At 64.1% G+C, this 12,981-nt stretch carries 14 protein-coding genes; 10 read left to right on the top strand and 4 right to left on the bottom strand.

The window, feature by feature from the left end; translation table 11 throughout:
- Positions 1-22: 22 nt before the first annotated feature.
- Entirely contained in the window at positions 23-448 is a 426-nt protein-coding gene (locus tag FRC98_RS08320; RefSeq protein WP_115602636.1) for a type III secretion system chaperone family protein, read from the bottom strand.
- Positions 449-777: 329 nt separating this feature from the next.
- On the opposite strand from FRC98_RS08320, the gene FRC98_RS08315 reads away from it, so the two are divergent.
- A complete protein-coding gene (locus FRC98_RS08315) occupies positions 778-2,391 on the top strand; it encodes a serine/threonine protein kinase (RefSeq protein WP_230467422.1) in 1,614 nt (537 codons plus the stop codon).
- A gap of 48 nt (positions 2,392-2,439) precedes the next feature.
- Here the strand turns inward: FRC98_RS08315 and FRC98_RS08310 are convergent, their stop codons facing one another.
- Positions 2,440-2,760 carry a hypothetical protein gene (locus FRC98_RS08310; protein ID WP_146980837.1) on the bottom strand — a complete coding sequence of 107 codons (321 nt, stop codon included), beginning with the start codon at positions 2,758-2,760 and terminating at the stop codon, positions 2,440-2,442.
- 135 nt (positions 2,761-2,895) lie between these two features.
- Here FRC98_RS08310 and FRC98_RS08305 point away from each other — a divergent pair, with 135 nt between their 5' ends.
- From FRC98_RS08305 to FRC98_RS08265, 9 genes are all read left to right on the top strand, one after another.
- On the top strand, positions 2,896-3,978 hold the full coding sequence (locus tag FRC98_RS08305; protein ID WP_230467421.1) for a 1-aminocyclopropane-1-carboxylate deaminase/D-cysteine desulfhydrase: 1,083 nt from the start codon (positions 2,896-2,898) through the stop codon (positions 3,976-3,978).
- Positions 3,979-3,995: 17 nt separating this feature from the next.
- A complete protein-coding gene (locus FRC98_RS08300; protein WP_146980835.1) occupies positions 3,996-4,454 on the top strand; it encodes an arsenate reductase/protein-tyrosine-phosphatase family protein in 459 nt (152 codons plus the stop codon).
- Between the two features lie 27 nt (positions 4,455-4,481).
- Positions 4,482-4,967, top strand: a complete 486-nt coding sequence (ruvC, locus tag FRC98_RS08295) for a crossover junction endodeoxyribonuclease RuvC (protein WP_146980834.1) — start codon at positions 4,482-4,484, stop codon at positions 4,965-4,967.
- Between the two features lie 38 nt (positions 4,968-5,005).
- On the top strand, positions 5,006-5,602 hold the full coding sequence (ruvA, locus tag FRC98_RS08290) for a Holliday junction branch migration protein RuvA (protein WP_146980833.1): 597 nt from the start codon (positions 5,006-5,008) through the stop codon (positions 5,600-5,602).
- 58 nt (positions 5,603-5,660) lie between these two features.
- Positions 5,661-6,683, top strand: coding sequence for a Holliday junction branch migration DNA helicase RuvB (ruvB, locus tag FRC98_RS08285; RefSeq protein WP_146980832.1), 1,023 nt, complete (start codon positions 5,661-5,663; stop codon positions 6,681-6,683).
- A gap of 26 nt (positions 6,684-6,709) precedes the next feature.
- Positions 6,710-7,288 (top strand): GTP cyclohydrolase I, encoded by a 579-nt coding sequence (gene folE / locus FRC98_RS08280; RefSeq protein ID WP_146980831.1) that lies wholly within the window; start codon positions 6,710-6,712, stop codon positions 7,286-7,288.
- Positions 7,285-8,214 carry an NAD(P)/FAD-dependent oxidoreductase gene (locus tag FRC98_RS08275; protein WP_146980830.1) on the top strand — a complete coding sequence of 310 codons (930 nt, stop codon included), beginning with the start codon at positions 7,285-7,287 and terminating at the stop codon, positions 8,212-8,214. Before folE ends, FRC98_RS08275 begins: the two co-directional genes overlap by 4 nt.
- A 100-nt stretch (positions 8,215-8,314) precedes the next feature.
- On the top strand, positions 8,315-9,655 hold the full coding sequence (locus FRC98_RS08270) for an acetyl-CoA carboxylase biotin carboxylase subunit (protein ID WP_146980829.1): 1,341 nt from the start codon (positions 8,315-8,317) through the stop codon (positions 9,653-9,655).
- A 92-nt stretch (positions 9,656-9,747) separates the two neighbouring features.
- Entirely contained in the window at positions 9,748-9,969 is a 222-nt protein-coding gene (locus FRC98_RS08265; RefSeq protein ID WP_146974365.1) for an acyl-CoA carboxylase biotin carboxyl carrier protein subunit, read from the top strand.
- Here the strand turns inward: FRC98_RS08265 and murD are convergent.
- Positions 9,953-11,338, bottom strand: coding sequence for a UDP-N-acetylmuramoyl-L-alanine--D-glutamate ligase (murD, locus tag FRC98_RS08260; protein ID WP_230467420.1), 1,386 nt, complete (start codon positions 11,336-11,338; stop codon positions 9,953-9,955). The two genes, FRC98_RS08265 and murD, sit on opposite strands and share 17 nt — an antisense overlap.
- Before the next feature lie 4 nt (positions 11,339-11,342).
- Positions 11,343-12,776 carry a UDP-N-acetylmuramate--L-alanine ligase gene (murC, locus tag FRC98_RS08255; protein WP_146980827.1) on the bottom strand — a complete coding sequence of 478 codons (1,434 nt, stop codon included), beginning with the start codon at positions 12,774-12,776 and terminating at the stop codon, positions 11,343-11,345.
- Positions 12,777-12,981: the final 205 nt, after the last annotated feature.

Genomic DNA, 12,981 nt, shown 5'->3' with positions numbered 1-12,981 from the left:
TCTGGCGGCGAGACCGCTGGCGTCAGGAAGACGCCTGGGCGGTTGATTTGGGCTGACCGACAATCGCGCGCAGCTCTTCGTAGTGCTCGCGCACCGCGATCGCCAGCGCGTCGATGGTGGCCTGGAACTCATTGTGGTCCAGGTTCTCACTCTGCAGGGTATCAACAATCACCACCGCGTCGTCTTCCAGACCGTAAGCGCCGGCGACCATCGAGGTGGCGTTGAGCTCCAGCAGACGCTTAAAGAGCGCGTCGCGGGTGCCCTTCTCGGGGGCATCCATCAGCTTGACGCGAAACGTGATCACCGGCGGGGTGTGGTAGACGACGATGTTGTCGATGTAGTCGATCTCGTCATGAATCAACCACAGGCCTTCCTGAACCTGCTCAAAAGGCAGGCCGTGCTCGATGATAAAGTTCTCAATCTTATCGTTGGTGACCATGTACGCCATCCTCCCTATCTCATCCGTGGCACAACCCGTGTAAGCGACACGACGCGCGCGTCTTCGACCCGGAACCAGCCGGCCCTCCTGGGGGCTTCAAGGCTAAGAACTGGCACGCCGACGCCAACTTATTTCTTCGAGAACGCCGGCGAAGTGTAGGGGTGGGGCCGAATCAGTGTCAAGGCAGCAGCACAGCCGCCGGCGCGGTTGTCAACACAGGTTGATGGGATACAATCGGCGCGATGACGAAAGGGCCGCCCGTAACTTTCGGCCTGCGCCCCTGCCCGCCTTCCTCACTGTTGCCCCCCGGCCCTCTTGCCGACCCAAGGATTCCCACGGTGCGATCACTCGGACCCTATCGCCTCATCGAGCGGATTGGCGTCGGCGGCATGGCCGAAGTCTACCTGGCGCACGCGATGCGCTACGGCGACCTGGTACAGCCCTGCGTCGTCAAAGTGTTGCACCGCCACCTGGCCGCCGACCGCAGCTTCACGCGGATGCTGCTCGAAGAGGCCAAACTCATCGCGGTGTTGCGGCACAACAACATCTCCAGCCTCTACGATGTGGGAAGCGAAGACGGGAACTTCTTTCTCGTCATGGAGTACGTCAACGGTCGCGACCTCCACGCCGTTCTGGCCGAAGGCGCCCGGCGCAGCTATGCGGTCCCGGTGGCAACGGCGGTGCAGATCGCCCGCGATGTGTGCAACGGCCTGCAGTTCGCGCACACCCGCACCGGCAGCGATGGGCGCCCGCTGCAGCTGGTCCACCGCGACATCAGCCCGCAGAACATCCTCTTAAGCGTGCTCGGCGAGGTCAAACTCATCGACTTCGGCATCGCTAAGTTCGATTCGAAGATGCGCGAGCGCACCCGCGCCGGCGTCATCAAGGGTAAGTTCGGCTACATGAGCCCCGAGCAGGCCTGGGATGAGCCTCTGGACCACCGATCCGATCTGTTCTCGGTGGGCATCTGCCTCTACGAGATGCTCACGGGCCGCTCGGTCTACGGCCAGTGCGACGATCCGCTGACCATGCTCAAGCGCGCGCGCCAGGCCGACATCCGCCCGATTCGCGAGATGCGTAACGGGCTGCCCGAGAGTCTCGTCGAGGTGGTGGAGCGCGCCCTGGCCCGAAAGCGCGAGGACCGCTATCAGAGCGCCTACGACTTCTCTCAGGCCCTCAGCCAGGTGCTGGCCGAGATCGCCCCGGGGCACACCGGCCTGGAGAGCGGCAAACTTCTCCAGGATCTCTTTGAGCAAGAGGATCCAGCGCTTGAGTCGCTCGCGCGCGCGTCCGCATCAGAATCCGGTCCGCGGGGCCGAGACCCACGGGCGCGCACCGCGCGAAAAGCGCCCACACCCGTTCCCGCGCCGATTAAAGTCGGGGAGATCGAAGAGAGCACGGCTCCGATGCAGGAGATCCCCGAAGAAGTTCGTTTAAGCGGGGCCTACGCCCAGGTGAGCCTCGAAGACGACTTCGCGCGCGCCGATGACGCCACAAGCCTCAAGAGCGTGCCCGCAGACTTCGCCAACGAGAAGACCGAGCTCTTTGATGAGGTTCGCTTCTCCGGCGCACATGACGCGGTCGCCCGGGAGTCGATCTCGCGCTCCGGCCCGCTGCCGACCTTCGAGGATGACTGGGCCGATGATCCGCTGGAGCTTGAGCCCGAGACGAACCCGCATCACCGATCTCCGGAGCTGCCCGAGAGGTCGCGAGCGTCCGGCAGATCGCCTGTCGCGCCAGCGGAACAGCGTTCAGGCGCCCAGCCAACCCTGCCCCGACGAGAGAACACCTCCGAGGTGGCTGTGGGCCCGGCGCAGGTAGGCCCCTCGGCGCTTCGTGCAGCCGAGGTTGATAAGGCCGGTGCCACGAAGCTCGATCCCAAAACCCAGATCATCGTCGGTGTGGTGCTGGTGCTGGCCGCCCTGGGCTTTATCGTCTCGCGTTTTTTCTAATCTGGCGCCTGCAGAAAAACGCGACGCCGCTCGCCAGGGCGTCCGGGCTCAGTCGTCGATGCCGAAATCTTCGCGCACCGCGAACTCCGGTCCCTCACCCTCGACCGGGCGCTCGCCATCGCCTTGATCGACGTAGGTCTGAAACTTCATAAAGGAGAGCGCCTGCTGGTTGTACTCAGCGCTCTCCGCCGAGTCGAAGACGTAGCGAATGGCCTCAACCTCGCGGCCCTGCTCATCTTTTCCCGCCTGCAGAATCGCGCCCATCGCGTTAAGTTCCTCGCGGGGCACCAGCGTTTTGGGGGAATCAAACGAGGGGTAAACGCGGATCAACTTCTGTGAGGCGTCATAGTCGCTGCGTGGCTTGCTCATAAAAAGGCTCCATCCAGTGGGTTAGGATAAGGTCGTCATCGTCGCTCAGAGTGTGAACATCGCGACCGGCGCGAGTACTTCCACAACACGAGCGCAAAGATAACACCGCGCGGCTCAAAACACATGGGAAGGTCTATGAACGATCTGGAAATCTTCGAGCGTTTCCCCGCCACCCGCGCGCTGGGCCATGTGCGCCTGGGCCAGCTCCCCACCCCGGTGGAGTCCTACCCGACGCTGGCCGCGGAGCTCGGTGTTGGGGAGCTGCTCATCAAACGCGACGACCTCACCGGAAGCCTCTACGGCGGCAATAAGGTGCGAAAGCTGGAGTTTATCCTGGCCGACGCCCTGGCCGGCGGCCATGAGCGGGTCTGGACGGTCGGCGCGCTGGGAAGTCACCACGTGTTGGCCACCGCCCTTTATGCCCGGGAGGTGGGGCTGGAGCCGCACGCGCTGCACTTTCCCCAACCGATGACCGCGCATGTGCTGGAGGTCTTGCGCGCGTTGAGCACCACTCAACCCGTGCTCACGCCGGTCGAGTCCAAAAACGGACTTCCCTTCGCCATGGCGAAGACGCATATCCGCGAGTGGCTCTCCCGCGACAAAAACCCCTACTACATCCCCGGCGGCGGCTCATCGCCCCTGGGCGTGGTGGGCTACGTCAACGCCGCCCTGGAGCTCGCCAGGCAAATCGAGGATGGCGAGTGCCCGAAGCCCGACGAAATCTATGTCGCCGCCGGCACCTGCGGCACACTTGCCGGGCTCATCCTCGGTGCGCGTCTGGCGGGACTTCGCGCAACGATTGTCGGCGTGCGCGTCGTCGATAAGGTTGTATGCAACGCCCCGCTCACCGCCCATATGGCCAATAAGGCGTCCCAGCTCATCCGCGAGGCCGGCGGTCCCGACATCCCTAAAATCTGCGCCGGGGATGTCACCCTCCTCGACGACTTTTTCGGCGAGGGCTATGGCGAAGAGACCCCCGAGGGCCTTCGGGTCATCGAGACGGTTGCGGCCCATTGTGATCTGGAGCTTGAGCCGACCTACACGGCCAAAACCTTCGCCGCTCTGGCCGCCCGCGCCCAGAGCCTGGCTGACAAACGCGTGCTCTACTGGCATACCCTCAGCGGCGCCGACCTAAGCCCACTTATCGCCAGCGCCAACATCGATCGCGATCTTCCGCCCTCGTACCGCGCGCTCTTCGACACTCCCCTGCCCCACTGAAAGGCTCACGGCCCGCCATGTCCACCCGCCGCATCATCTGTGTCTGTACCGGCAACATCTGCCGCTCGCCAATGGCCGCCGCACTGCTGCGCATCAAGCTGCAGCAGCGCGCCGTGGTGATCTCTGCGGGCACGCTGGGGCTTGTGGGCCGTCCTGCGGCCCAGTTTGCGCAGATGGCCGTGGAGCCCTACGGCGCCTCGCTTGACGATCATCGCTCCCAGGGCGTCTCCCTGCCGCTGATGCGCATGGCCGACCACATCCTGGTGATGTCGCCTCGCCATAGCCGCCATCTTCTGCAGCTCGCACCGGATCTTCAGAGCCGGCTGGTCGAGATCTGGCGCTTTGATCCCGAGCAGCAGGTTGAAACGGGCATCCCCGACCCGGTCGGCCAGGGTCGCGAGATCTTCGAGCATTGCTGCGCGATCATCGATCGCTGCATCGACGCCTGGCTCGCCACCCTGAACCTCCCGCACTAACCCCCTCGCGATACCCCCGGAACTCTTGTGATTGTTATCGGCATCGACCCCGGCAGCCGCTTTACAGGCTATGGCCTGATCAAAAAACGCGGCCAGGAGCTCGAACATGTGGCCAGCGGACGCATCAACGCCTCGCGCGCCAAAACCTTCATCGAGCGCCTGGAGATCATCTACGGAGGCTTGAGCGCCGTGCTCAACGAGTATTCGGTCGATGAGGCCGCGGTCGAGAGCGTCTTCGTGGCCCGAAACGCCATGTCGACCATCAAGCTCGGTCAGGCCCGCGGCGTCGCGCTGCTCGCGCTCAGCCACGCCAACCTCGCGCTCAACGAATACGCCCCGACCCTGGTAAAGCAGGCCGTCACCGGCCGCGGGCGCGCCTCCAAAGACACCGTCGGCCAGATGGTTCGCGTGCACCTGGGGCTGCGCGGCGAACTCGCCGAAGACGCCGCCGATGCCCTGGCGGTTGCGATTTGCCACTGTCAGGCGTTCGACTTTCAGCGCCGCCTGCAATAGAGTAACGCTGAACATGCTCTCAGGATGGAACTCCGCTTATGATCGCACATCTTACAGGCCGCCTGCTCACCTCCGAGCTCGACAGCGTCATCCTCGACGTGCGCGGCGTTGGCTACCAGGTCTTCGTGCCGGTGGGCAGCGCCGGCAAACTTCGCCCCAATGAGGCTGGCGAGGTCTCGCTGTGGATTCACACAAGCGTGCGCGAAGACGCCATTCAGCTCTACGGCTTTGCCTCGGGCGATGAGCGTCGTCTTTTCGCAAAACTGATCTCGGTCAGCGGCATCGGCCCCAAGATCGGGCTGGCGGTCCTCTCGGACCTCGACCCGGCCGACGTGGTCATGGCCGTGGAGCTCGACCGGGTGGACACCTTCACCAAGGTCAGCGGCATCGGCAAAAAGACCGCGCAGCGCCTTATCCTCGAGCTTAAAAACGCCCTGGGCGACTTCAGCTTTGAGCGCTCCGTTGGCGAGGTCGCCGTCGAACGCTCGGCCATCGACGACCTGCGCAGCGCCCTGCAGAACCTGGGCTACCCGCCGGCGATGGTCGATGACACCGTCGATCATGTGGCCCGCGAGGCCACCGACGATCAGCCCGTCGAAGAGCTCCTGCGCATGGCCTTAAAGCTCTTGCGCTGAAGCTGCTCCGCTAAGCCTGAGCCCGCACCCACGCACCACCTTTTGAGGAAGTCGTTTTATGCCTCGCGATCCCAACATCGAGATGACGCCCACCGGCGATGATGTCTCCTTCGATGAGTATTTGCGCCCCCGGCGTTTTGAGGAGTTCGTCGGCCAGCGGGCCATCAAGGATAACCTGCGGGTGATGGTCAAGTCGGCCAAGATGCGTCAGGCCCCGCTCGACCACATCCTCTTCAGCGGCCCGCCCGGTCTGGGGAAGACCTCGATGGCGCAGATCCTCGCGGAAGAGATGGGCGTCAACATCCACATCACCAGCGGCCCGGCGCTGGAGAAAAAAGGCGACCTGGCCGGCATTCTCACCTCGCTGGAAAAGGGCGAGATCCTCTTTATTGATGAGGTTCACCGCCTCTCGCCAGTAGTCGAGGAGAACCTCTACCCGGCGATGGAAGACTTCTACTTTGATATTGTGATTGGCGAGGGCCCGCACGCCCGCAACATGAAGCTCACGCTGCCTCCCTTTACGCTTGTGGGCGCCACCACCCGCTCCGGACTTCTGACGGCCCCGATGCGCGACCGCTTCGGCTACGTGGCTCGCCTGGACTATTACGACGCCGACGATCTGAAGTCGGTCTTGCAACGCTCGGCGCGCATCCTGGACATCGGCCTCTCGGAGCGCGGGGCGTTTGAGATCGCGCGCCGCAGCCGCGGGACCCCGCGTATCGCCAACCGCCTGCTCAACCGCGTGCGCGACTACGCCGTGGTCGGAAACCACAGCACCATCGACGATGAGCTGGCCGACTACGCGCTGGAGCGTCTGGAGGTCGACTCGGCCGGATTTGATTACCTGGATCGCCTTTACCTCGACGCGCTCGTGGTCAAGTTCGGCGGCGGTCCCACCGGGCTGGACACCCTGGCCAGCAGCATCGGTGAGGCCCGCCACACCATCGAAGAAGTCATCGAGCCCTACCTTTTGCAGCAGGGCTTTATTCAGCGCACCCCGCGCGGGCGCGTGGCCTCGGCCAGCGCGTTTCGCCACCTGGGAGTGCCCATTAACAGCGGCAACCAGAACACCATCTTCTGAGACGCTGAACCCGCGGTGCAGGTCGTATGAGTGATGAGGCAGTCGAGCATTTTCGAGCCTTCATGAAGGCAGTGGGGTTGCGTGCCGACCAGGATCCGGAGCTTGCCCGCACCGCGGAGCGTTTTACCGGGCTGATGGGCGAGTTGTTCAGCGGACTTGATGAGCCCGCCCCCGCGATCAGCACCTTTGAGGCGCCCGGACTCCATGACGGCAGCGCCAGCAGCCGCCCGGTGCTCACCTGCGCCATCCCCTTTCAGAGCATGTGCGTGCACCACCTCCTGCCCTTCTTCGGTACGATGGACGTGGCCTACGTGCCCTCTGAGCACATCGTGGGTTTTGGCAGCATCGGGCGAGTGATCGACCATTTTGCGGCCAAACCTCAGGTGCAGGAGCGGCTGATCATCGAGATCGCTGAGCATCTGCAGACCACCCTCAATCCGGCCGGCCTGCTTGTGCGACTGCGCGCCCGACAGCTCTGCATGGAGATGCGCGGGGCGCATAAGCATGGCGAGCTTATCTCGATCGAGGCCCGCGGCGTGCTCGCCAGCGGTGAGCTTCGCGCCGAGTGCATCGCGCAATTTCAGCGTGCGGAGAAGTCGCTATGAGCGAGGAGGCTCGGGCACTGATCGTGGGCGGCGGGGTCGCCGCGGTGAGCGCCGCGCTCTGGTTGCACGACTTCGGCGTGCCTTTTGACTGGGTGGACGCCCGCGGCCAGGTCGGCGGGATGCTGCTGCGGGTCAACAACCGCATCGGCAACTTCCCGGGCACCGAGTGGGCCGACGGCCGTGAGCTGGCCGCCGCGCTCCGAACGCAGGTTTCCAAACATGACCTGCGCCCCGAAACGGCGACCCTGGTGGGGTTGCTCCCCGCCCCCGATGCCCCGAACACCGCACTGCGCGCGGACTTCGAGGGACTCCCCCCTCGCCGCTATGAGGCTGTCGCGCTGGCCACAGGCACCCGCTACCGCACGCTGGGCGTACCCGGTGAGGCCGAATGCATGGGGCGCTTTGTGAGCCAGAGCGCGATGGCCGACGCCGAGCGTTTTGCAGGCCGCGAGGTCGCAGTGGTCGGCGGCGGTGACGCCGCCCTGGAGAACGCGCTGCGCCTGGCGAGCTTTGAGTGCCGGGTGCACCTCTTGATGCGCAGCGCCCCCCGCGCCCGCGAGAGCTTTCTGGAGGAGGCGCGCGCAAACCCCAACATCACCCTCTGGCCGACGCCGACCCTGGTGACAAAAATCTCACCGGCCGGCGACGCCTGCGACCTCGCGCTCGAAGGCAGCGACGCTCCGGGCACCCTGCGTGTGGCCGCGCTTTTTGTGCGCATCGGCATCGCGCCGGTGCTCCCCGAAGTGCCCGGCCTTGAGCTCGATGCGCGCGGTTTTGTGCACACCGACGCCGACCGACGCAGCGCTGTGCCGGGCGTCTTTGCCATCGGTGATATCCGCCACACGCCGCTGCGTTCGGTGGCCACGGCCTCGGGTGATGGAGCGCTGGCCGCGCGCCTGATCGCCACCGACCTCGGCTATCTTTGACCCTGCGCGCGCTCTCATGCTACCTCGCACCACGAACACACACGACCCCCGACATCCCCCCGAGTTTTTTGGGATAACCTTCTGCATGAGGAACTCGCTGATGTTTAAAGCCGTCCTGATCGCCAACCGCGGTGAGATCGCCGCTCGTATTGCCCGCACCTGCAAACGCATGGGCATTCGCACCGTCGCCGTCTACAGCGAAGCCGATGAGGGCGCGCCGCATACCCAGATCGCCGATGAGGCCTACCTCATCGGCCCGGCGCACGTGACCAAGAGCTACCTCAACGCCGAGCGCATCCTGGAGGTCGCCCGCGAAGCGGGCGTCGACGCCATCCACCCCGGCTACGGTCTTCTGAGCGAAAACTCCGAGTTCGTGCACGCCGTTGAGGCCGCCGGCATCACCTTCATCGGCCCGCGCGCCGAGGTCATGGAGCTGATGGGCGATAAGGCCCGCGCCCGCGAGTTTGCCCAGAAGGCCGGCGTGCCGGTGGTCCCCGGCTCCGACGGGGTCGTGGCCGATGAAGACGCCGCCATCGCGCTCGCTGAAAGCATCGGTTACCCGATCCTCGTCAAAGCCTCGGCCGGCGGCGGGGGCATCGGTATGAACCTGGCCAAAAACGAGAAAAAGCTGCGCAAAGCCGTGCAGGCTTCGGTGCGCCGCGCCGAGTCGGCCTTTGGCGATCCGAGCTTCTACCTGGAGCGCTACATCGAGAACCCGCGCCATATTGAGATTCAGGTGCTGGCCGATACGCACGGCAACGCCATTCACCTCTTTGAGCGTGAGTGCAGCGTGCAGCGCCGCCACCAGAAGGTCATCGAAGAGGCGCCCTCCCCGCTCGTCTCGCGTCACGATGGCCTGCGCGAGCGTATGTGCGAGGCGGCGCTGGCGCTGGTCCGCGCCAGCGAATACGTCAACGCCGGCACCGTAGAGTTCATCGCCGATGAGGCCGGCAACTTCTATTTCATTGAGATGAACACTCGCCTGCAGGTCGAACATCCGGTCACCGAGATGATCGCCGGGCTCGACCTTGTGGAGTGGCAACTTCGGGTGGCCGCCGGCGAAGAGCTCACCATCGCTCAGGACGCGCTCACCATCGACGGCCACGCCATCGAGTGCCGCCTCTACGCCGAGAACCCCGACAAGATGTTCATGCCTGCCCCCGGCACCATCACGACCTTCAAGGCCCCGACTGGCGAGGGCGTGCGTCTGGACAGCGGCGTCGACGCCGGCCGTGAGGTCACCCCTTATTATGACCCGCTCATCGCCAAGCTCATCGTGCACGCGTCCGACCGCCCGGCGGCCATCGCGAAGATGAAAGGCGCGCTCACCGAGATGGAGATCGGCGGGCTGACCACCAACCTCAACATGCACATTGAGTTGATGGACGACGCCGACTTCCAGGCCGGCGACATCCACACCGGCTGGCTGGAGAAGCGCTGAGCAAAGTGACTGGATAAATCGTACGCCGCGTGCGAAGTAATCCGCGTCGCACCTGGCCCACATAACCCGCTGATTAATGGAAGGAGATTGTCATGGCTGAAGAAGTTCGCGCGCACATCACAGGCACCGTCTGGAAGATCGAAGTCGAGATTGGCGAGGAGGTCGAAGAAGACGATGACCTCATCATCCTCGAGTCGATGAAGATGGAGATGCCGGTGCCCGCGCCCTGCGACGGCGTCGTCAAAGAGATCCTCATCAAAGAGGGCGACGCCGTCGACGAAGATCAGGTCCTGATCATTATGGAAGAGAGCTGATCAACGCCTCGACCGCGGCCTGAAAGACGCGGCCGCGCTGGGCGTAGCTCTCGAACATATCGAAGCTGGAGCAGGCCGGGCTGAGCACAACAGTGCTCCCCGGCCTGGCCAGTTTAAAGGCCTGCTCCACGGCATCTTCCATCGAGGCGGCACGGTGCACTTTCGTCGCGCCAGCTTCCTTAAGAGCCTCTTCCATGCGCTCGGCGATCTCGCCAAGGAGCACCACCGCGCCGGCTTCTCGGGCGACGTATTTGGCCCAGCCCTTCAGGTCGAGCCCCTTATCCACACCACCGGCAATCACCACAAAGCCCGCGTCCAGGTTCTGCATCCCGGCCAGTGAGGCGTGGGCGTTGGTCGCCTTGGAGTCGTCGACAAAGGCAACTTCATTGCCCTCCCCCACATACTCCATGCGGTGGGCCAGCGGCTCAAAGCTGAGCGCGGCCTCGGTGATATGCTCCCAGCTCACCCCCACGCTGCGGGCCAGCGCCGCGGCGCAGGCCAGGTTGAGCTGGTTATGGGCACCAAAAAGCTCGGTGTCTTCAAACGACTCCAGCCAGCAAAGATCCACGCCGTCTTCCTCGCGCGCCCAACCCTGGTCATCTTCAAACCACACCGCCTCATCGAGCTCCGAGACATCATCGGGGCGGTTTGAGAAGCCCACCATCCGTTGACCTTTTGGCTCCTTAAACCAGCGGCGCACCAGACGGTCGCGCATCGGCACCACCGCTACGCCCTGGCCCTTCTGAAGCTCAAAGATGCGCAGCTTGGCGTCGGCGTACTCCCCAAAACTCTCAAAATAGTCGAGGTGGTCAGCGGCCACGTTGGTCACGGTCGCCGCAGCCGGCTGCAGGTTGTGGCAGCTCCAGAGCTGAAACGCGCTCAGCTCGGCGACGACCACCGCGTCTTCACTCAGCTCCTCGACCACCGCGCAGAGCGGCAGCCCGATGTTGCCAGCAACCACATGCTCCACATCCGCCTGCTGCAACATCTGGCCCACCAGTGAGGTGGTGGTGGTCTTGCCATCGGTGCCGGTGATGCCGATCCAGCGGGCTTTGCTGGCCTCCCAGGCGAGCTCCACCTCCGAGATCACATGCGCGCCCAGCTCGCGAGCCCGCGTAAAGTCGGGGTGCGAGGGCTTCATGCCCGGCGACACCACGATGACCTCGCGCCCCTCCAGCACGTTTTCGCCACCGACCAACGTCACCTTCGGGTGAAGGCGCTCCTGGACCTCCGCCAGCGCATCAAGAGGCTTGATGTCGCTGAGAATGACGTCCTTACCGCGGCGCGCCAGCAGGTTTGCTGCGGCCACACCGCTGACCCCGGCGCCCCACACCGCGAACTTCTGAAAGCTCAACCATTGCTCGGCCATCGTCTTATTCACCCTCGTTGAGCGGGCCGTCAAAACGCGGCTGCTCGGTATCATCGGCTTCGGTGTTGCCGGCGCGTCGCGCGAACTCGGCCAGGATCTGGTCGGCCTGACGGAAGAAGTCATCGCCGCCAAAGAAGATGATTTTATCGCCCGGCTTCACCGTCTCCAGCAGGTAGTCGTTGATATCGGGCTGGTTCGGGATGAACGTAACCGGCAGACCGTTGGCCTCAATGCGGTCGACCACCGTCTGGGTGTTGATGCCCGGGATGGGATCTTCTTCGGCGGCGTACATCGTGGTGATGATCACCTCATCGCTCCCCTGGAACGCCTCGCCATACTCATCTTTGAGGTACTTGATGAGCGTGTAGCGGTAGGGCTTAAACACGCTGATGACGCGGCCATCGACCAGATCCTTTGCCGACTCCAGCACCTTTTTGATGCCCGTGGGATGGCTGATGTAATCCTTGACGATGGTCACCCCTCCGCCCTGGGCGATCGTGAAGCGGTTCTCCAGGCCCTTATAGGTCGCCAGCGCCTTGCCAATGACCTCCGGCGCCACGCCGATGCGCCGTGCCACCGCGATGGCACCCATGGCGTTGACCACGTTGTAGCGTCCCGGAAGGTTGAGCTCCCAGTCGCCCATAACCTCATCGCGGTGGTAGGCGCGGTAGCGAATCGGCAGCTGCCCCTTATCCAGAAGCTCGCCGCGGAACTCCGCGCGATGCTCCATCGCATAGCCGGTCGGGCGCAGGTTGACCCGCTCCACAAGCTCGCGGTTTCCAGCGCAGTCCAGGTTCACAAAGGCCTCTTTGAGGCGAGTGTTGGATTCGAGGAAGGTGGCCATCTTGGCGATGATGTCGTCGAGGCCGTCGTAGTAGTTGAGGTGGTCGAGCTCCAGGAAGTTGCACACCACGTAGTCGCACTCGATGTTGTGATGCGAGCCGTCGCTCTCATCAACCTCCACGACCATCCATTTGCCGCCGGAGTCGCGGGCGTTGACGCCGAAGTTGTTGAGCATGCCGCCGATCACAAAGCCCGGCTCCAGCCCGGCGCACTCCAGGATCCAGGCGATCATCGAGGAGACGGTGCCTTTGCCGTGGGTGCCCGTGACGCCGATGGTGCGGTATCCTTCGAGCAACTTTGCGAGGATTGAGGAGCGATGCTCCACCGGGATGCCCGCCTCGCGCGCCGCCACAAGCTCCACGTTCTCCTCAGGGATGGCCGTGGAGACCACCACCAGGTCGGCGCCCTCAATGTTTTTGGGGTCGTGGCCGATGGTGATGTGCATGCCCTCGGCGCGCAGCGCCTCGGTCAGCGAGCTCTCGCGCACATCGGAACCGGTGACCTCGACGCCCCGCGCATGAAGAATACGCGCAACCGCCGATACCCCGATGCCGCCAATCCCCAGCATATGCACTCGCCCAATCCCGTCTGTCATCGCCTGACCTTTCGCTTGATGTGTGATGGTGATCCTGTTCTCGGCGCAACGCGCCTCTGGCGCCGTGAGGTAGCACAGTTAGGGGGCGCTGGCCAATTCTCAGCGCGGCGGAGCGTTGCATCGCCCCCGCCCGGTGCGTTAGGTTCGCGCGCAACGACTTTTGCGCCAAATTCCAACCTGTACTGTGGGCGCAGCCCATTGAAGA

Source organism: Lujinxingia vulgaris (assembly GCF_007997015.1).
GTDB classification, from domain to species: Bacteria; Myxococcota_A; Bradymonadia; order Bradymonadales; family Bradymonadaceae; genus Lujinxingia; species Lujinxingia vulgaris.
The sequence above is the reverse complement of the archived record's forward strand: the minus strand, read 5'-3'. Positions and strand labels throughout refer to the sequence as shown.